The sequence below is a fragment of the Streptomyces sp. NPDC004752 genome, assembly GCF_053601275.1.
On sequence record NZ_JBSGBN010000026.1, the window covers coordinates 28257 to 45926 of the forward strand.

At 70.5% G+C, this 17670-nt stretch carries 16 protein-coding genes; 10 read left to right on the forward strand and 6 right to left on the reverse strand.

Features of this window, described 5'->3' with window-relative positions:
* The first annotated feature begins 72 nt into the window (after positions 1 to 72).
* The 9 genes from tsf to ACWEKM_RS13700 all read left to right on the forward strand — a co-directional run bounded on the left by tsf (position 73) and on the right by ACWEKM_RS13700 (position 10011).
* Positions 73 to 909, forward strand: coding sequence for a translation elongation factor Ts (tsf, locus tag ACWEKM_RS13660; protein ID WP_451621353.1), 837 nt, complete (start codon positions 73 to 75; stop codon positions 907 to 909).
* A gap of 189 nt (positions 910 to 1098) precedes the next feature.
* Entirely contained in the window at positions 1099 to 1857 is a 759-nt protein-coding gene (gene pyrH, locus ACWEKM_RS13665) for a UMP kinase (protein ID WP_451621354.1), read from the forward strand.
* Positions 1858 to 2020: 163 nt separating this feature from the next.
* Positions 2021 to 2578 (forward strand): ribosome recycling factor, encoded by a 558-nt coding sequence (gene frr / locus ACWEKM_RS13670; protein WP_121890953.1) that lies wholly within the window; start codon positions 2021 to 2023, stop codon positions 2576 to 2578.
* The gene (locus ACWEKM_RS13675; RefSeq protein WP_451621355.1) at positions 2578 to 3762 is read left to right on the forward strand and encodes a phosphatidate cytidylyltransferase; all 1185 of its coding nucleotides are present in this window, start codon (positions 2578 to 2580) and stop codon (positions 3760 to 3762) included. Before frr ends, ACWEKM_RS13675 begins: the two co-directional genes overlap by 1 nt.
* A 158-nt stretch (positions 3763 to 3920) precedes the next feature.
* Entirely contained in the window at positions 3921 to 5027 is a 1107-nt protein-coding gene (gene rlmN / locus ACWEKM_RS13680; protein ID WP_451621356.1) for a 23S rRNA (adenine(2503)-C(2))-methyltransferase RlmN, read from the forward strand.
* Positions 5028 to 5287: 260 nt separating this feature from the next.
* Positions 5288 to 6361 carry a thiamine ABC transporter substrate-binding protein gene (locus ACWEKM_RS13685; RefSeq protein WP_451621357.1) on the forward strand — a complete coding sequence of 358 codons (1074 nt, stop codon included), beginning with the start codon at positions 5288 to 5290 and terminating at the stop codon, positions 6359 to 6361.
* A gap of 98 nt (positions 6362 to 6459) precedes the next feature.
* Entirely contained in the window at positions 6460 to 8097 is a 1638-nt protein-coding gene (locus ACWEKM_RS13690) for an ABC transporter permease (protein ID WP_451621397.1), read from the forward strand.
* Positions 8097 to 9116: an ABC transporter ATP-binding protein gene (locus ACWEKM_RS13695; RefSeq protein WP_451621358.1), complete on the forward strand. Its 1020-nt coding sequence runs from the start codon at positions 8097 to 8099 to the stop codon at positions 9114 to 9116. Before ACWEKM_RS13690 ends, ACWEKM_RS13695 begins: the two co-directional genes overlap by 1 nt.
* Positions 9117 to 9174: 58 nt before the next feature.
* A complete protein-coding gene (locus ACWEKM_RS13700) occupies positions 9175 to 10011 on the forward strand; it encodes a maleylpyruvate isomerase family mycothiol-dependent enzyme (RefSeq protein WP_451621359.1) in 837 nt (278 codons plus the stop codon).
* Positions 10012 to 10072: 61 nt separating this feature from the next.
* Here the strand turns inward: ACWEKM_RS13700 and ACWEKM_RS13705 are convergent, their stop codons facing one another.
* The 6 genes from ACWEKM_RS13705 to ACWEKM_RS13730 all read right to left on the reverse strand — a co-directional run bounded on the left by ACWEKM_RS13705 (position 10073) and on the right by ACWEKM_RS13730 (position 15904).
* Positions 10073 to 10771: an LAETG motif-containing sortase-dependent surface protein gene (locus ACWEKM_RS13705; RefSeq protein ID WP_451621360.1), complete on the reverse strand. Its 699-nt coding sequence runs from the start codon at positions 10769 to 10771 to the stop codon at positions 10073 to 10075.
* A gap of 222 nt (positions 10772 to 10993) precedes the next feature.
* Positions 10994 to 11401 (reverse strand): VOC family protein, encoded by a 408-nt coding sequence (locus ACWEKM_RS13710; protein WP_451621361.1) that lies wholly within the window; start codon positions 11399 to 11401, stop codon positions 10994 to 10996.
* Between the two features lie 189 nt (positions 11402 to 11590).
* Complete coding sequence (locus ACWEKM_RS13715) at positions 11591 to 13003, reverse strand: hypothetical protein (RefSeq protein WP_451621362.1); 1413 nt, start codon at positions 13001 to 13003, stop codon at positions 11591 to 11593.
* Positions 12985 to 13725 (reverse strand): ABC transporter ATP-binding protein, encoded by a 741-nt coding sequence (locus ACWEKM_RS13720; RefSeq protein ID WP_451621363.1) that lies wholly within the window; start codon positions 13723 to 13725, stop codon positions 12985 to 12987. The genes ACWEKM_RS13715 and ACWEKM_RS13720 overlap by 19 nt, the downstream gene beginning before the upstream one ends.
* Positions 13726 to 14018: 293 nt before the next feature.
* Positions 14019 to 15401, reverse strand: a complete 1383-nt coding sequence (locus ACWEKM_RS13725; protein ID WP_451621364.1) for an aspartate aminotransferase family protein — start codon at positions 15399 to 15401, stop codon at positions 14019 to 14021.
* Positions 15386 to 15904, reverse strand: a complete 519-nt coding sequence (locus ACWEKM_RS13730; protein ID WP_451621398.1) for an Lrp/AsnC family transcriptional regulator — start codon at positions 15902 to 15904, stop codon at positions 15386 to 15388. The genes ACWEKM_RS13725 and ACWEKM_RS13730 overlap by 16 nt, the downstream gene beginning before the upstream one ends.
* Before the next feature lie 169 nt (positions 15905 to 16073).
* Between ACWEKM_RS13730 and ACWEKM_RS13735 the strand changes: the two genes are divergently transcribed.
* The gene (locus ACWEKM_RS13735; protein WP_451621365.1) at positions 16074 to 17522 is read left to right on the forward strand and encodes a gamma-aminobutyraldehyde dehydrogenase; all 1449 of its coding nucleotides are present in this window, start codon (positions 16074 to 16076) and stop codon (positions 17520 to 17522) included.
* The last annotated feature ends 148 nt before the right edge of the window (positions 17523 to 17670 follow it).

A 17670-nucleotide genomic window follows, 5' to 3' on the forward strand; every position in this document is an offset into this window, starting at 1 on the left:
CTGCCCCTACATGTAGATCGCAGACCGTGCAGATCTTCGATTCTCCAGACTTCGAGAAAGATTCACAGACTCATGGCGAACTACACCGCCGCCGACGTCAAGAAGCTCCGCGAGCTCACCGGCGCCGGCATGATGGACTGCAAGAAGGCGCTGGACGAGGCCGAGGGCAGCGTCGACAAGGCCGTCGAGGCGCTCCGCATCAAGGGCCAGAAGGGCGTCGCCAAGCGCGAGGGCCGCTCCGCCGAGAACGGCGCCGTGGTCGCGGTCATCGCCGAGGACAACTCCTCCGGCGTGCTCGTCGAGCTGAAGTGCGAGACGGACTTCGTCGCCAAGGGCGAGAAGTTCCAGTCCGTCGCAGGCGCCATCGCGGAGCACGTCGCGAAGACCTCCCCGGCCGACATCGAGGCGCTGCTCGCCTCCGAGATCGAGGCCGGCAAGACCGTCCAGGCGTTCGTGGACGAGGCCAACGCCAACCTCGGCGAGAAGATCGTCCTGGACCGCTTCGCGCAGTTCACCGACGGTTTCGTGACCGCGTACATGCACCGCACCATGCCCGACCTGCCGCCGCAGATCGGTGTCCTGGTCGAGCTCGACAAGCCGAACGCCGAGGTCGCCAAGGGCGTCGCCCAGCACATCGCCGCCTTCGCGCCGAAGTACCTCGCCAAGGAGGACGTCCCGGCCGAGGTCATCGAGTCCGAGCGCCGCATCGCCGAGGAGACCACCCGCGCCGAGGGCAAGCCCGAGGCCGCGATCGCCAAGATCGTCGAGGGCCGTCTGAACGGTTTCTTCAAGGACGCGACGCTGCTCGGCCAGCCGTACGCTCTCGACAACAAGAAGTCGGTCCAGAAGGTGCTGGAGGAGGCCGGTGTCACCCTGAAGCGCTTCACGCGCATCAAGGTCGGCATCTGAGTCCGTACCGCGATCGACACGCGACCCCGATAGGGTCGACAGCAGTCGTCCGCGCACACCGCCGCACCCGGGTACGTGGCGGACGGCAGCAGATCTGACGAGGAGGCCATTGCCGCGCATGGGAGCGAAGAGCGAACCCACCGGCAATGGCCTTCTTCGCATGCGCACCACGTGAAAGAGGCGGATCCCATGACCACCAAGGCCCAGAAGAGCGACGACGGCAAAGTACGCGGCCGGTTTCTGCTGAAGCTGTCCGGAGAGGCATTCTCCGGCGGCGGGGGCCTGGGCGTGGATCCCGATGTGGTGCACAAGATCGCCCGTGAGATCGCCGCCGTCGTCCGGGACGGCCCGCAGATCGCCGTCGTCATCGGCGGCGGCAACTTCTTCCGCGGCGCCGAGCTCCAGCAGCGCGGCATGGACCGGGCCCGCTCCGACTACATGGGCATGCTCGGCACGGTGATGAACTGCCTCGCCCTCCAGGACTTCCTGGAGAAGGAGGGCATCCAGTCCCGGGTGCAGACCGCCATCACCATGGGCCAGGTCGCCGAGCCGTACATCCCGCTGCGCGCCGTGCGCCATCTGGAGAAGGGCCGTGTGGTGATCTTCGGCGCCGGTATGGGCATGCCGTACTTCTCCACCGACACCACCGCGGCCCAGCGCGCCCTGGAGATCGACGCCGAGGCGCTGCTGATGGGCAAGAACGGGGTGGACGGGGTCTACGACTCCGATCCGAAGACCAACCCGGACGCCGTCAAGTTCGACTCCCTCGGCTACGGCGAGGTCATCACCCGCGACCTCAAGGTCGCCGACGCCACCGCCATCACGCTGTGCCGCGACAACAAGCTGCCCATCCTTGTCTTCGAGCTTCTCGCGGAGGGCAATATCGCCCGTGCCGTCAAGGGTGAGAAGATCGGCACACTCGTGGGTGACCAGGACGGTCGGCACTGACCGGAGAAACACCCGGCCCCTGACCGGGGGATGGACCCTGACCGGGGGATGGACAATGACCTGCCCGGGCGGGAACCGTGCAGGAAGAAGACGCGACGCAGCCGGCCGTGGGCCCCGACAAGGAACCGCGACCGGGCCTACTCAAGACACGCAGGAGCAAGTGGTGATCGAAGAGACCCTCCTCGAAGCCGAGGAGAAGATGGAGAAGGCCGTCGTGGTCGCCAAGGAGGACTTCGCCGCGATCCGCACCGGCCGTGCGCACCCGGCGATGTTCAACAAGATCGTGGCCGACTACTACGGCGCGCCGACGCCGATCAACCAGCTGGCCTCGTTCTCCGTGCCGGAGCCGCGCATGGCGGTCGTCACCCCGTTCGACAAGAGCGCGCTGCGCAACATCGAGCAGGCGATCCGCGACTCCGACCTGGGCGTCAACCCCAGCAACGACGGCAACATCATCCGTGTGGTGTTCCCCGAGCTCACCGAGGAGCGCCGTCGCGACTACATCAAGGTCGCCAAGGGCAAGGCCGAGGACGCCAAGATCTCCATCCGCTCCGTGCGGCGCAAGGCCAAGGAAGCCATCGACAAGCTGATCAAGGACGGCGAGGTCGGCGAGGACGAGGGCCGCCGTGCGGAGAAGGAGCTGGACGACACCACGGCGAAGTACGTCGCCCAGGTGGACGAGCTCCTCAAGCACAAGGAAGCGGAACTGCTCGAGGTCTGATGAACGACTCTTCCTGGGGGGCGCCGCCACAGGCCGGGTACTGGGGGCCCACCGAGCACGGGCCCGGGCAGGGGTACGGCCGAGGGGCCGCCCCGGCGGGTCCCGCGTACGATGCGCATGACACCCAGCAGACTCGCCCCATGCCCATCGTCCCCGACGACGTACCCGCGCATGGCGGAGACCAGGACGGGGGCCGGTGGGCCGCTCGGCTGAGCGGCCCACCGGCCCGAGACGAGACGTTCCAGAGCGGTGCGTATCACGCCGGTGCGTATTACGCCGAGACCCCGTCGGCGCATCCCCATGGGGCGGCGCCGCAGAATCCGGAGCCCATGCGCGACGCCCCACAACCCGCGCCCGCACCGCAGAAGAAGAGCGCGGGCCGGGACCTGGGTGCCGCGATAGGCGTCGGCGTCGGACTCGGCGTGGTCATCCTCACGTCGCTGTTCATCGTCAAGGCCGTCTTCGTCGGCGTCATAGCAGTCGCCGTCGTGGTCGGCCTGTGGGAGCTGACCAACCGGCTCCAGGAGCGCAAGGGCATCAGGGCGCCCCTGGTCCCGCTGGCGCTCGGCGGCGCCGCGATGGTCGTCGCCGGATATGTCCGGGGCGCCCAGGGTGCCTGGGTGGCCATGGCGCTGACCGCGCTGGCGGTCCTGGTGTGGCGCATGACGCAGCCACCGGAGGGCTATCTCAAGGACGTCACGGCGGGCGTCTTCGCGGCGTTCTACGTACCGTTCCTGGCCACGTTCGTGGCGATGATGCTGGACGCCGACGACGGTTCGCGCCGCGTCCTGACCTTTCTGATCCTCACGGTCGTCAGCGACACCGGCGCGTACGCGGTCGGCTGGCGCTTCGGCAGGCACAAGCTCGCCCCGCGCATCAGCCCCGGCAAGACCCGCGAGGGGCTGCTCGGCGCGGTGCTGTTCGCGATGGTCGCGGGCGCCCTGTGCATGCAGTTCCTGATCGACGGCGGCACCTGGTGGCAGGGCCTGCTCCTCGGCCTCGCGGTCGCGGGCAGCGCCACCCTCGGCGACCTCGGCGAGTCCATGATCAAGCGGGATCTGGGCATCAAGGACATGGGCACCCTGCTCCCCGGCCACGGCGGCATCATGGACCGCCTCGACTCGTTGCTGCCGACGGCGCCCGTGGCGTGGCTGCTGATGGTGCTGTTCGTCGGATCCGCGTGAACGCTGCGCTGACGGGGCCGTAACGGGTCGTTGTCTGTCTGCGGCTGTGTCGTGTCTGGTCGCGCAGTTCCCCGCGCCCCTGTCGGCGCTGGGCGCTGCGCGCCCCCCGACACCGCCCGACGTGACCGGCAGGCGGCTCGTGCGACACTGGTACGGCCATGCCTAAGCCCGGAGAACTCACCTTTGTCGCCCCGCGCGGTGCCCAGCGGCCGCCGCGGCATCTCGCTGATCTGTCGCCCGCCGAACGTAAGGAGGCCGTCGCCGCGATCGGCGAGAAGCCGTTTCGGGCGAAGCAGCTCTCGCAGCACTACTTCGCGCGGTACGCCCATGACCCCGAGCAGTGGACCGATATCCCCGCTGGGTCGCGGACCCGGCTGCGCGAGGCGCTGTTCCCCGAGCTGATGACGGTCGTACGGCATCTGTCGACCGATCAGGGCACCACCCGCAAGACGCTGTGGCGGCTGTTCGACGGGACGCTCGTCGAGTCGGTGCTCATGCGGTACCCGGACCGGGTGACGATGTGCATCAGCTCGCAGGCGGGGTGCGGGATGAACTGCCCGTTCTGCGCCACCGGTCAGGCCGGCCTCGACCGTAACCTGTCGACCGCCGAGATCGTGCACCAGATCGTGGACGGCATGCGGTCGCTCCGGGACGGCGAGGTGCCCGGCGGCCCCGCCAGGCTGTCCAACATCGTCTTCATGGGCATGGGCGAGCCGCTCGCCAACTACAAGCGGGTCGTGGGCGCGATCCGGGCGCTCACCGATCCCGAGCCGGACGGGCTCGGGCTGTCCCAGCGCGGCATCACCGTCTCCACCGTCGGACTCGTCCCGGCCATCCACCGGTTCGCCGACGAGGGCTTCAAGTGCCGCCTCGCCATCTCGCTGCACGCGCCCGACGACGAACTGCGCGACACCCTCGTCCCCGTCAACACGCGGTGGAAGGTGCGCGAGGTGCTCGACGCCGGCTTCGGGTACGCCGCGACGTCCGGGCGCCGACTGTCCATCGAGTACGCGCTGATCCGGGACATCAACGACCAGGCGTGGCGCGGCGACCGGCTCGGCCGGCTGCTCAAGGGCAGGCCCGTGCACGTCAACCTGATCCCGCTCAACCCGACACCGGGCTCCAAGTGGACCGCGTCCAGGCCCGAGGACGAGAAGGCATTCGTGGCGGCCATCGAGGCGCACGGGGTGCCGGTGACCGTCCGGGACACCCGCGGTCAGGAGATCGACGGCGCCTGCGGTCAGCTGGCTGCCACCGAGCGGTAGCCGGACGGTAGTCTGAGGGCGTCCAACACATCACACCTTCCTACGCGAAGCTCATATTCCGAATAATCCAGAATATTCCGACAGGGGAGCGCCACAGCGCTGAGAGTGCGGCACACGGGCCGCAGACCCTCCGAACCTCGCCCAGGTCATTCTGGGTAGGGAGATCGGTCCTCACTCAAGCTGTTGCGCCCTGCCCGGACGTCCCTCGTGGAGTCCGGGCAGGGCCGCGTCTCTTCCTGGTCACCCCAGGAGGAATCCAGTTGCACACCAAGACCCTTGTGGCCGTCGTGGTCGGGCTCGGACTGGTCACGCTGTCCGCGTGCGGGTCCACCGACGACGGGAACGCCGCGGACGCCAAGACCGTCACCCTCGTCAGCCACGATTCGTGGGCCGTGTCGAAGAACGTCCTCAAGACCTTCGAGAAGCAGTCCGGTTACACCGTCAAGGTCCTCAAGGACGGCGACGCCGGACAGGCCGTCAACAAGGCGATCCTGACCAAGGACAACCCGCAGGGCGACGTCTTCTTCGGCGTCGACAACACCCTGCTGTCGCGGGCCCTCGACAACGGGCTGTTCCAGCCGTACGAGGCCGAGGGCTCCGACCGGCTGCGGCCCGGGTTCCGGGCCGACACGTCCGGGCACCGGGTCACGCCCGTCGACACCGGCGACATCTGCGTCAACTACGACAAGGCGTACTTCGACCGGCACCGGCTGACCCCGCCGCAGACCTTCGACGACCTGGTCAAGCCCGAGTACAAGAACCTCCTCGTCACCGAGAACGCCGCCACCTCCTCGCCCGGCCTCGGCTTTCTGCTCGGCACCGCCGCCCGGTACGGCGACGGAGGCTGGCCGGAGTACTGGAAGAAGCTGAAGGCCAACGGCGTCAAGGTCGTGGACGGCTGGGAGCAGGCGTACGACGAGGAGTTCTCCGGTTCGGCCGGCGGCCGGAAGGCGGGCGGCGACCGGCCGCTCGTCGTGTCGTACGCCTCCTCGCCGCCCGCCGAGGTCGTCTACGCCGACCCGAAGCCGGCCACCGCGCCCACCTCAGTGGCCACCGGCACCTGCTTCCGGCAGACCGAGTACGCCGGACTGCTCACGGGCGCCCGCAACAGCGCGGGCGGCAAGGCGTTCCTGGACTTCCTGATCGGCAAGGAGTTCCAGGAGGACATGCCGCTCAACATGTTCGTCTACCCGGTGCGCGCGGACGCCAAGGTGCCGCAGGAGTTCGTGAAGTACGGTCCGCAGGCCAAGGATCCCGAGACCCTGGCGCCCGACCGGATCGCCTCCCACCGCGACCAGTGGGTCACGTCGTGGACCTCGCTCGTACTGAAGTAGCCGAAATGGCCGACGTAGCCGAAGCGGACGGGGCGGCTGGGGCGGCCGGTTCCGACTCGCGTGGGCGGCGTGCGGGGAGCGTGGCGCGGCTCGCGCTGATGGCCGGGCCGGTCGCGTTCCTCGCCGTCTTCTTCGCCTGGCCCGTGGCCGCCATCGTCGTCCGCGGGCTGAGGCCGGACGGCGCCTGGCAGTGGGGGCGGATTGCGGACGTCGTGACCCGCTCCGACATCCGGCACGTGTTGTGGTTCACCACCTGGCAGGCGCTCGCCTCCACCGCGCTCACCCTGCTGATCGCGCTGCCCGGCGCGTATGTCTTCGCGCGCCTCGACTTCCCGGGCAAGCGGATCCTGCGGGCCGTGGCCACCGTGCCGTTCGTGCTGCCGACCGTCGTGGTCGGCACGGCCTTCCTCGCCCTCGTCGGGCGCGGCGGGCTGCTCGACGAGCTGTGGGGCGTACGGCTGGACACCACCGTGTGGGCGATCCTGCTCGCGCATGTCTTCTTCAACTACGCCGTCGTCGTCCGTACCGTCGGCGGACTGTGGTCCGGGCTCGACCCGCGCCAGGAGGAGGCCGCGCGGATGCTGGGCGCCGCGCCGCTGACCGCCTGGCGCAAGGTGACGCTGCCGGCGCTGGCCCCGGCGGTGGCCGCCGCCGCGCTGATGGTGTTCCTGTTCACCTTCACCTCCTTCGGCGTGGTGCAGATCCTCGGCGGCCCCACCTTCGCCACGCTCGAAGTGGAGATCTACCGGCAGACGTCCCAGATCTTCGACCTGGCCACGGCCGCGGTCCTCACCCTCGTCCAGTTCGCCGCGGTGGGCGCGGTCCTCGCCGTGCACGCCTGGACGGTACGGCGACGGGAGACCGCGCTGCGCCTCGTCGATGCCTCACTGACAGCGCGCCGACCGCGCGGGGCGGGCCAGTGGGCGCTCCTCGCGGGCGTCCTGGCCACCGTCGTGGCGCTCGTCCTGCTGCCGCTCGGGGTGCTGGTGCAGCGCTCCCTGGACGCTCCCGGCCTGCGCTACTACCGGGCCCTGACCCACGAGGACGGCGGCACGTTCCTGGTGGCGCCGATCACGGCGGTCGGGAACTCCCTGCGATACGCGCTCGTCGCCACCGCCATCGCGGTGCTGATCGGTTCCCTCGCCGCCGCCGCGCTGTCCCGGCTCCCCCCTTCCCGGCCGCGCGCGTACGGAGGCACACCCCTCGCGGACCGGATCGTCCGGGGTTTCGACGCGCTGCTGATGCTGCCGCTCGGCGTCTCGGCCGTCACCGTCGGCTTCGGATTCCTGATCGCGCTCGACGAACCGCCGCTGGACCTGCGGCAGTCCTGGATCCTCGTCCCGCTCGCGCAGGCGCTGGTCGGCGTGCCCTTCGTGGTACGGACCATGCTGCCGGTGCTGCGGTCCGTCGACGGGCGGTTGCGGGAGGCGGCGGCCGTGCTCGGGGCGTCGCCCTGGCGGGTGTGGCGGGAGGTCGACCTGCCGCTGGTGCGGCGGGCGCTGCTGGTCGCGGCCGGGTTCGCGTTCGCCGTGTCGCTCGGGGAGTTCGGCGCGACCGTGTTCATCGCACGGCCCGACAACCCCACCCTGCCGGTCGCCGTGGCCCGGCTGCTCGGCCGCCCCGGAGACCTCAACTACGGCCAGGCGATGGCCCTTTCCACGATTCTGATGGTGGTGTGCGCGGTGGCGCTGCTGGCGCTCGAACGGCTGCGCCCCCACCGGAGCGGAGAGTTCTGATGCTGCTGAGCCTCACGTCCGCGACCGTCCGCCTCGGCGGGCGGACCGTGCTCGACGCCGTGGATCTGGAGGTGGCCGAACACGAGATCGTGTGTGTGCTCGGGCCCAGCGGCAGCGGCAAGTCGACGCTGCTGCGGGTGGTCGCCGGGTTGCAGCCACCGGACTTGGGTCAGGTCGTGCTCGACGGGCGGGACCAGGCGGGAGTGCCCGCGCACCGGCGCGAGGTCGGCCTGATGTTCCAGGACCACCAGCTGTTCCCGCAGCGGGACGTGGGCGGCAATGTGGCGTTCGGGCTGCGGATGCGCGGCGCGTCGAAGGAGCAACAGCAAGCCGATGTACGGGAGTTGATGGACCTCGTGGGGCTGCCGGGTGCCGCCCGGCGGGCCGTGGACCGGCTCTCCGGGGGCGAGCAGCAGCGGGTGGCGCTCGCCCGGGCCCTCGCTCCCCGGCCGCGGCTGCTGATGCTGGACGAACCGCTCGGCCAGCTCGACCGCTCGCTGCGGGAGCGGCTGGTGGTCGAACTGCGGGAGCTGTTCGACCGGTTGGGCACCACGGTGCTCGCCGTCACACACGACCAGGGCGAGGCATTCGCGCTCGCCGACCGGGTGGTGGTGATGCGCGACGGCCGGATCGCCCAGTCCGGTACGCCACTTGAGGTGTGGCAGCGGCCCGCGGACGAGTTCGTGGCCCGCTTCCTCGGCTTCGAGAACATCGTCGGCGCACAGGTCACCGGGGCGGTCGCGGTCACCCCATGGGGGAAGCTCCCGGTGCCCGGGCCCGCGCCCCAGGGACGGCGCACGCTGCTGGTGCGGCCCGCCGGAGTGCGGCTCGGGCCGCCCGACGAGGGGCTGCGGTGCACGGTGACCGCCCGCACCTTCAAGGGCAGCCATGTGGCCGTCCGCCTCCAGCCGGCGGACGGGCCGCGCCTGGAGGCGGCGTGCGCGCTACGGGCGGCCCCGGAGGTCGGCAGCGAGGTCGGGGTGGGGTTCGACGCGGCGGAAATCGACGTACTGGACTGACACGCGCGGACCCAAAACGACCTGCTGGACTGACACGCGCGGACCTAGGGTGAGCGCCATGACGCCCCTTGCCCATGAGCGCTACATCGACGCGATCGCCCACCAGGTCGAGCAGGTGCGGACCGTGCTGACCTCCGGCGCCGATCTGTCCATGCCCGTGCCGACCTGCCCGGACTGGTGCCTTGAGGAGTTGGTGTGCCACCTCGGTGGCGCCCTGCGCTGGGTCGCCGAGATCGTCGGCGGCCGGGCCCAGCAGGCCGTCCCGGCGGACCGGGTCCCGCAGATCGCGGGACCGGGGCCGGGCAGCGCCCCCGCCGTCCTGGACGCGTGGTTCGCGGACAGCGGCCGACTGGTGGTGGACGCGCTGCGCGAGGCCGGACCCGACACCGAGGTGTGGGCCTGGGCGGGGGACCGCTCCTCGGGTTTCTGGGCCCGCCGGATGGCGCACGAGATCACCGTGCACCGCGCGGATGCCACGCTGGCGGCCGGACTGCCCTACGAGGTCGCGCCCGACATCGCCGCCGACGCGATCGACGAGGGGCTGGACCTCGTGGCGTGGGCGCAGCGCAACGGGCAGCGCGATCTGGTGCGGGAGCTGCGCGGCCCGGACCGGAGCATCCAGCTGTACGCCACCGACACCCCGCCCGAACCGAACGGCGGGCAGGGCGAGTCGGCGGCCCCCGCCACCGAAGGGTGGGGGAGGCTGGTCCGGCTCACCGAGGACGGGGTGCAGTGGCGTCGCGGCCACGCGAGGGCGACGGTCATCCTGCGCGGCCCGCTGACCTCGGTCCTGCTCGCCTTCTACCGCCGACTGCCGCTGGACAGGCCGGAGTTGGAGGTCGTCGGCGAGCGGGAGCTGCTGGAGTTCTGGCTGGCGCGGACGGCGTTCGGCTGAACGGCCGTGACCCGCCCCCGCAGTGCGGGGACGGGCCACGGCGGTAGGCCGAACCGGGGTGTCAGCTACGGCTGTTCGCTCCGCGGCGGCGCATGCCGAAGAACACCGCGCCACCGCCGACGACGACGAAGGCGGCGGCCACACCGGCGATCAGACCGGTGCTGGAGTTCGCACCGGTCTCGGCGAGGTTGGAGTCACCGCCCGCCGGGGACGGCGCGGTGCTCGGCTTGTCCGCCGGGGCGGTGCTGGTGCTCGCCGAGGCCGACGGGGTCGGGGGCTTCGACTCGGCCGGGGTGGACTCGGACTCCGACGGCGACGGGGGGGTCTTCGACGGGGTCGGGGTCGGGGTGTCCTCGGTCTTGCAGGCCGTGGACGGGGTGGTGAGGTCGGGCTTGATGTCCTCGTCCACCAGGTTGCCGGCCTTGACGTGGACCCGGTACGTCGCGCCCGGCTTCCAGTCCTCGGTGAAGGAGACGGTGGTGCCCTCACGCGAGCCCTTGATCTCCTGGGGCTCACCGACCTGCTTCTCGTCGGCACCGTTGTTCTCCAGGAACACGGTGATGACAGCGGGCTGACCGGAGGCGTCCTTGTCGGTGACGACGATGACGCCGTTGGTGCCGTCGCACTTGGCTTCGGCGGAGAACTCACGGATGTTGCACGCGAACGCGGAGTTGGTGACGCCCAGAGCGAGCGCCACGGTCGCGGAGGCAACACCCAGGATGCGCACGGAACGACGTGCGCTACGGCGAGTTATGGACACGTTTGTCCTTTACAGAGTGCATCTGCGGGGGGCTTGCGGGGGAGACGAGGCAACGACGACGTCACGCTTCATCGCCCCCATGAGACTCACAGGTCTATAAGTGGTCCATAAGCCCTGTCAACGCGTATGCCCCCCACGGGCGTTGACTTTGCACTCTTGTTAACTACCAAGAGGTTTCAACTACTTGGGAGCCGATTCGATCCGGCCAAAGCCGCGGCGATGTCAGCCCTGCACCGCCGCCGGGTCCATCCACGTGACCTCCCAGGTGTGGCCGTCGAGGTCGTCGAAGGCGCGGCCGTACATGAAGCCGTGGTCCTGGGGGGTGCCGCTCGCCGTGCCGCCCGCCGCGATCGCCTTGTCCACCAACTCGTCGACCTTCTCGCGGCTCTCGGCGCTCAGACACAGCAGGACCTCGCTGGACCTGGCCGAGTCGACGATCTCCTTCGAGGTGAAGTCGGCGTAGCGCTGCTTGCTGAGCAGCATCGCGACGATGGTGTCGCTGATCACGACGCAGACGCTGTCGTCCGTGCTGAACTGCGGGTTGATCGTGTACCCGAGCGCGGTGAAGAACGTCTTCGACGCCTCGACGTCGTCGGTGGCCAGGTTCACGAAGATCATCTGCTGGTACATGGGGCCTCTTCCCTCGGGTTCGTGCCGTTCGAAGGTGCAGACCGGAGGCCGCCGGGAAACTCATCGGCGACCGCCGACCTGTTTCGTACCGTTGTGCGGACCTCTGTGGTATCGCCTTGCGGATCCCTCAGCGGTCCAGCGGGAACGCCACGGATCTCTCAGCGGTCCAGCAGGAACGCCACGGAATTTTCAGCGGTCCAGCGGGAACGCCACCAGGCAGGCCACCACCACGGTGAGCGGACCGAACAGGGCCAGCAGAGCACCCGCGCGCACGGCCGCGGCGCCGCGCAGCAGGGTGGCGGGGGCGCCGAGGCGCAGCAGGGCGGCGGTGGCGTCGGCGCGGCACTGCCGGGCCTCCACGGCCGCCGTCAGCAGGGTCGCCAGGGTGCAGCCGGTGACCAGGAGGACACCGAAGGCGGTGAGTGGACCGTAGGGCGGGGCGGCGGCGGAGAACGCGGTCAGGGCGAACGCGCCCGAGACCACCGCGCAGACCACGCCGAGGGGGCGGCCGATGCGGACGGCCTCCGCCATCAGCGCCCGGCCGGCGAGCAGCCGCAGCGCGCCCGGCCGGGCCGACTGCAGCAGCCGACCGCACAGATGGGTGAGGCCGGGACCGCCCAGGACCAGGCCCACGGCGGCCAGGGCCCAGCCGATCAGCACGCCGGAAACGGCCGGGTCAAAGTCGGTGGACTGGTCGACGTACGCCTCCACGGCCAGGCCGATGGCGAGGACCGCGACGCCCCAGGGCAGGCCGGCCGGGGCGCGGCGCGGTTCGACGAGGGCGTGTCGCCAACCGGCGCCCGGGGCCGGGGAGCCGGTCGGCGCGTCGTCGAGCCCGTCGGGGTGCGCGGGGTCCCGGTCGTCGTCCGCCGGGTCGGGCCGGTCGTTCATCCGGCCGGGCGGCTGTCCGGCGTCGCCGTTGTGCGGGACGGGCACCGTCCCGACGACCCGGGTCCCGGCGGCCGGACGGACGGTGCCGCCCGCCGGCTGCGCGGCGAACCCGGCGTGCGTCCCGAGGGCCTCGCGCGACCGCGCGCGCCCGTAGGAGCCGAAGCGGCCGTACGTCCATGCCGCTTGGCGCGCGGGGTGGGCGTCCGAGGGCCGCAGCACCAGGGCCACCGTGCCCGACGCGATCATCGGGACCAGCGCGAGGAGCGTGAGGGCGGCCGGCAGGGGCAGCGGCACGCCCACGGCCAGCAGTTGCTGCGCCGCCCCGTCGAAGGGCATGCCCGTGAGATCGCCGCGCAGATGGAGAAAGAGGAGGAGGGCCACCGTCGAGCCCAGCGTGCAGGACAGGGCCGTGGTCAGGACCGAGATCGCCATCAGCTGCCCCGGGCCGAGGCCGAGGGTCGAGAGCCCGGGGCGGGGCCTGGTGCCCGGGTCGGTGCGGGCGACCGCCACCGCGAAGTGGACGCTGGCGGCCAGCGGCACCACGCACCAGGCCAGGCGGTTCACCGACTCCGTCGGGTTCTCGGGGTGCCCCAGCGCATGGGCGAGGGTGCTCAGCAGCAGAAAGCCCGTGCCCGCCGCGGCCGTCGCCACCAGGAGGCGGCGCAGCTGGACCGCGGGGTGGGCGCCGCGGGTCAGACGGAGAGCGAGCACGCGGCCCGGCCTTCCGACTCTGTGACCGGGGGCAGGTGCACGGTGGTCACGCACCGCCCGTCGAGCAGCGCCATCATGTGGTCGGCGAGGGCCGCGGTCTGCGCGTCGTGGGTGGCGAGGACGACGGTGATGCCGTGCGAGCGGGCCGCCGATGTCAGCGTACGCAGCACATGGCCGTGGTCGGCGCGGTGCAGGGGGGCCGTGGGCTCGTCCGCGAACAGCACCGTGGGGGCGGGGGCGAGCGCCCGGGCGATCGCGACGCGCTGGCGTTCGGCCTGCCGCAGCTCGCGCGGATGCCGACGGGAGCTGTCACCGACGTCGAGCCGATCCAGCCACTCCAGGGCGGCGGCCTTGGCGCGACGGCGGCTGGTGCCGCGCAGCATCAGGGGCAGCGCGGTGTTCTCCCAGACGTTCAACTCCGGGACGAGGGCCGGCACCGGGTCGATCCAGCCGAACCGGTCGCGGCGCAGCCGCTCCCGGGCCGACCGGCCCAGGGTGTGCACGGGCGAGCTGTTGAACCAGACCTCGCCACGCCGGACGGGCAGTTGCCCGGACAGACAGCGCAGCAGGGTGGTCTTGCCGCTGCCGCGGGGCCCGCTGACGGCGAGGATCTCGCCCTCCCGCACACCGAGCGAGACACCGCCCAGGGCGGGTGAGCCGTCGGCGTGGGTGAAGTGCAGGGAGCGTGCCCAGAGCACGTCGTTGTCCGGCGGGGCCACCATGGGCGTACACCTCGGTTCTGATCCGTTTTCCCGGTGCCTGATCCCCCTTCCGGGGGAACGAAGGCCGGGCCGATCGGTCACTGGCACGCTAGGCAGCCGCCGCCGGGGGGCCGGACAGCACACGGCCCCGGGCCGCCGTTCTCACTCGAACGGGCGGCGCCGGGGCCGGAGTCGATCAGCTGATCAGCGGCGCGGGGCGGGCAAGGGCGCACCGCCGCGCCGGGGTTCGGGGCTCAGGGCTCGGTCCATGTCCCGTCGGGGTTCAGAACTCGGTCCATTTCCCGGTTCGGGGTTCAGAGCTTGGTCCACGCCTCGGTCAGCGTCGCGCGCAGGATCTGCTCGATCTCGTCGAAGGTCTCCTGGTTGGAGATCAGCGGCGGGGCGAGCTGGACGACCGGGTCGCCGCGGTCGTCGGCCCGGCAGTACAGGCCGTTGTCGAAGAGGGCCTTGGAGAGGAAGCCGTACAGGACGCGCTCGGTCTCCTCGTCGTTGAAGCTCTCCTTGGTGTTCTTGTCCTTGACCAGTTCGATGCCGTAGAAGAAGCCGTTGCCGCGGACGTCGCCGACGATCGGCAGGTCGTGCAGCTTCTGCAGGGTGGACAGGAACGCGGACTCGTTGTCCAGCACATGCTGGGTGAGGCCCTCGCGCTCGAACAGGTCGAGGTTGGCGAGGCCCACCGCGGCGGAGACCGGGTGGCCGCCGAAGGTGTAGCCGTGCAGGAACATATTGTCGCCCTGGTAGAACGGCTCGGCCAGGCGGTCGGAGATGATGCAGGCGCCGATCGGGGAGTAGCCCGAGGTCATGCCCTTGGCGCAGGTGATCATGTCCGGTACGTAGCCGAACTTGTCGCAGGCGAACATCGTGCCGAGCCGGCCGAAGGCGCAGATGACCTCGTCGGAGACCAGCAGCACGTCGTACTGGTCGCAGATCTCGCGCACCCGCTGGAAGTAGCCGGGCGGCGGCGGGAAGCAGCCGCCGGCGTTCTGCACCGGCTCGAGGAAGACCGCGGCGACGGTGTCCGGGCCCTCGAAGAGGATCTGCTGCTCGATCTGGTCGGCGGCCCAGCGGCCGAATGCCACCGGGTCGTCGCCGAAGAGCGGGGCGCGGTAGATGTTGGTGTTGGGCACCTTGTGCGCGCCCGGCACCAGCGGCTCGAAGGGGGCCTTCAGATCCGGCAGGCCGGTGATGGACAGGGCGCCCTGCGGGGTGCCGTGGTAGGCGACCGCGCGGGAGATGACCTTGTGCTTGGTGGGCTTGCCGGTCAGCTTGAAGTACTGCTTGGCCAGCTTCCAGGCGGTCTCGACGGCCTCGCCGCCGCCGGTGGTGAAGAAGACCTTGTTCAGGTCGCCCGGCGCGTAGTCGGCCAGCCGTTCGGCCAGCTCGACGGCCTTCGGGTGGGCGTAGGACCACACCGGGAAGAAGGCCAGTTCCTGGGCCTGCTTGGAGGCGGTCTCGGCGAGTTCCGTGCGGCCGTGCCCGGCCTGGACCACGAACAGACCCGCGAGACCGTCGAGGTAACGCTTGCCCTTGTCGTCGTAGATGTGAGTGCCCTCGCCCCGGACGATCGTCGGGACGGGGGAGTTCTCGTACGAAGACATGCGGGTGAAGTGCATCCACAGGTGGTCGTACGCGGTGCGGCTCAGGTCCTTTGTGCTCACGGTTATCGGGTTCCCCACATATAGGTCTGCTTCTTGAGCTTGAGGTAGACGAAGCTCTCGGTGGAGCGCACCCCGGGCAGGACCCGGATGCGTTTGCTGATGACGTCCAGCAGGTGGTCGTCGTCCTCGCAGACGATCTCGGCGAGGATGTCGAACGAGCCCGCGGTCATCACCACGTACTCGACCTCCGACATGGCCGTCAGCGCATCGGCCACGGACTCGGCATCGCCCTCGACGTTGATCCCGACCATCGCCTGTCGGCGGAAGCCCACGGTGAGCGGGTCCGTGACGGCGACGATCTGCATCACGCCCTGGTCGAGCAGCTTCTGGACACGCTGGCGCACGGCCGCCTCGGAGAGGCCCACGGCCTTGCCGATGGCGGCGTAGGGCCGACGGCCGTCCTCCTGGAGCTGCTCGATGATGGCGAGGGAGACGGCATCCAGATGAGGAGCGCCGATCCTGGAATCGCGGGACGAGTCCCTCTGGTCTGTGCTTCGACTGGCCACGATCACACTGTGCACGACGTCTCGATAGTTCCGCAAGGCTCCTGCGATGAAATTCGTTGTTTGCGTCATCGAGACTTGCGGATTTCGCAGCTTTGGACCGAACGGGGGTGTTGAAAACGTCGACGCCGGGACTAGGGTGGGTGTCTCAGTGACTGGACAGTTCTGACCTGACAGGAGGCCGACAGTGAGCACCGAGCTGGGACGGCTGCGTAAGCTCCGCAACTATGTCGACGGTGAGTTCCGGGACGCCGCCGACGGACGGACCACCGAGGTGGTCAACCCCGCGACGGGTGAGGCGTACGCGACCGCGCCCCTCTCCGGCCAGGCGGACGTGGACGCCGCCATGGCCGCCGCCGCCGCGGCCTTCCCCGGCTGGCGCGACACCACGCCCGCCGAGCGGCAGAGGGCCCTCCTGAAGGCCGCCGACGCGTTCGAGGAGCGCGCCGAGGAACTGATCGCGGCCGAGGTGGAGAACACGGGCAAGCCGATCGGCCTGACCCGCTCCGAGGAAATCCCGCCGATGGTCGACCAGATCCGCTTCTTCGCGGGCGCCGCGCGAATGCTGGAGGGCCGCTCGGCCGGCGAGTACATGGAGGGGATGACCTCCATCGTCCGCCGCGAGCCGGTCGGCGTCTGCGCCCAGGTCGCGCCGTGGAACTACCCGATGATGATGGCCGTGTGGAAGTTTGCCCCGGCGCTCGCCGCGGGCAACACCGTCGTCCTCAAGCCCTCGGACACCACCCCGGCCTCCACCGTGCTGATGGCCGAGATCCTCGGCTCGATCCTGCCCAAGGGCGTCTTCAACGTCATCTGCGGCGACCGCGACACCGGCCGCCTGATGGTCGAGCACCCCACCCCGGCGATGGCCTCCATCACCGGCTCCGTCCGCGCCGGCATGTCCGTCGCCGAGTCCGCGGCCAAGGACCTCAAGCGCGTCCACCTGGAGCTGGGCGGCAAGGCCCCGGTCGTCGTCTTCGAGGACACCGACATCCCGAAGGCCGTCGAGGACATCTCCGTGGCGGGCTACTTCAACGCCGGCCAGGACTGCACCGCCGCGACCCGCGTCCTCGTCCAGGAGTCCATCCACGACGAGTTCGTCGCCGCGCTGGCCAAGGCCGCCGCCGACACCAAGACCGGGCAGCCCGACGACGAGGACGTCCTCTTCGGCCCGCTGAACAACCCGAACCAGCTCAAGCAGGTGTCCGGCTTCATCGAGCGGCTGCCCGCGCACGCCAAGGTCGAGGCCGGCGGCCGACAGGTCGGCGAGAAGGGCTACTTCTACGCCCCGACCGTCGTCTCGGGTCTCAAGCAGGACGACGAGATCATCCAGAACGAGGTCTTCGGACCGGTCATCACCGTCCAGTCCTTCACCGACGAGGACCAGGCCGTGCAGTGGGCCAACGGCGTCGAGTACGCCCTTGCCTCCTCCGTCTGGACCAAGGACCACGCCCGCGCCATGCGGATGTCCAAGAAGCTGGACTTCGGCTGTGTGTGGATCAACACCCACATCCCGCTGGTCGCCGAGATGCCGCACGGCGGCTTCAAGAAGTCCGGTTACGGCAAGGACCTGTCGGCGTACGGCTTCGACGACTACACCCGCATCAAGCACGTCATGACCTCGCTGGACGGCTGACGGTCGCTCCGCCGCGAGGGCGGTGACCGCGGTCTGCCGGTCTGCCGGTCTGCGGCGCCGCCTGGCTGGTCGCGCGGTTCCGCGCGCCCCTTCGGGCGCTGCCAGGCGCCCCCGGACGGGATGTCCCGTCCGGGGGCGCCTGCGTTTC

Bases quoted from the DNA above. Each gene is read 5' to 3' on its own strand.
- tsf (WP_451621353.1), top strand. From the start codon at position 73: ATGGCGAACTACACCGCCGCCGACGTCAAGAAGCTCCGCGAGCTCACC.
- pyrH (WP_451621354.1), top strand. From the start codon at position 1,099: ATGACCACCAAGGCCCAGAAGAGCGACGACGGCAAAGTACGCGGCCGG.
- ACWEKM_RS13675 (WP_451621355.1), top strand. From the start codon at position 2,578: ATGAACGACTCTTCCTGGGGGGCGCCGCCACAGGCCGGGTACTGGGGG.
- rlmN (WP_451621356.1), top strand. From the start codon at position 3,921: ATGCCTAAGCCCGGAGAACTCACCTTTGTCGCCCCGCGCGGTGCCCAG.
- ACWEKM_RS13690 (WP_451621397.1), top strand. From the start codon at position 6,460: ATGGCCGGGCCGGTCGCGTTCCTCGCCGTCTTCTTCGCCTGGCCCGTG.
- ACWEKM_RS13695 (WP_451621358.1), top strand. From the start codon at position 8,097: ATGCTGCTGAGCCTCACGTCCGCGACCGTCCGCCTCGGCGGGCGGACC.
- ACWEKM_RS13700 (WP_451621359.1), top strand. From the start codon at position 9,175: ATGACGCCCCTTGCCCATGAGCGCTACATCGACGCGATCGCCCACCAG.
- ACWEKM_RS13710 (WP_451621361.1), bottom strand. From the start codon at position 11,401: ATGTACCAGCAGATGATCTTCGTGAACCTGGCCACCGACGACGTCGAG.
- ACWEKM_RS13720 (WP_451621363.1), bottom strand. From the start codon at position 13,725: ATGGTGGCCCCGCCGGACAACGACGTGCTCTGGGCACGCTCCCTGCAC.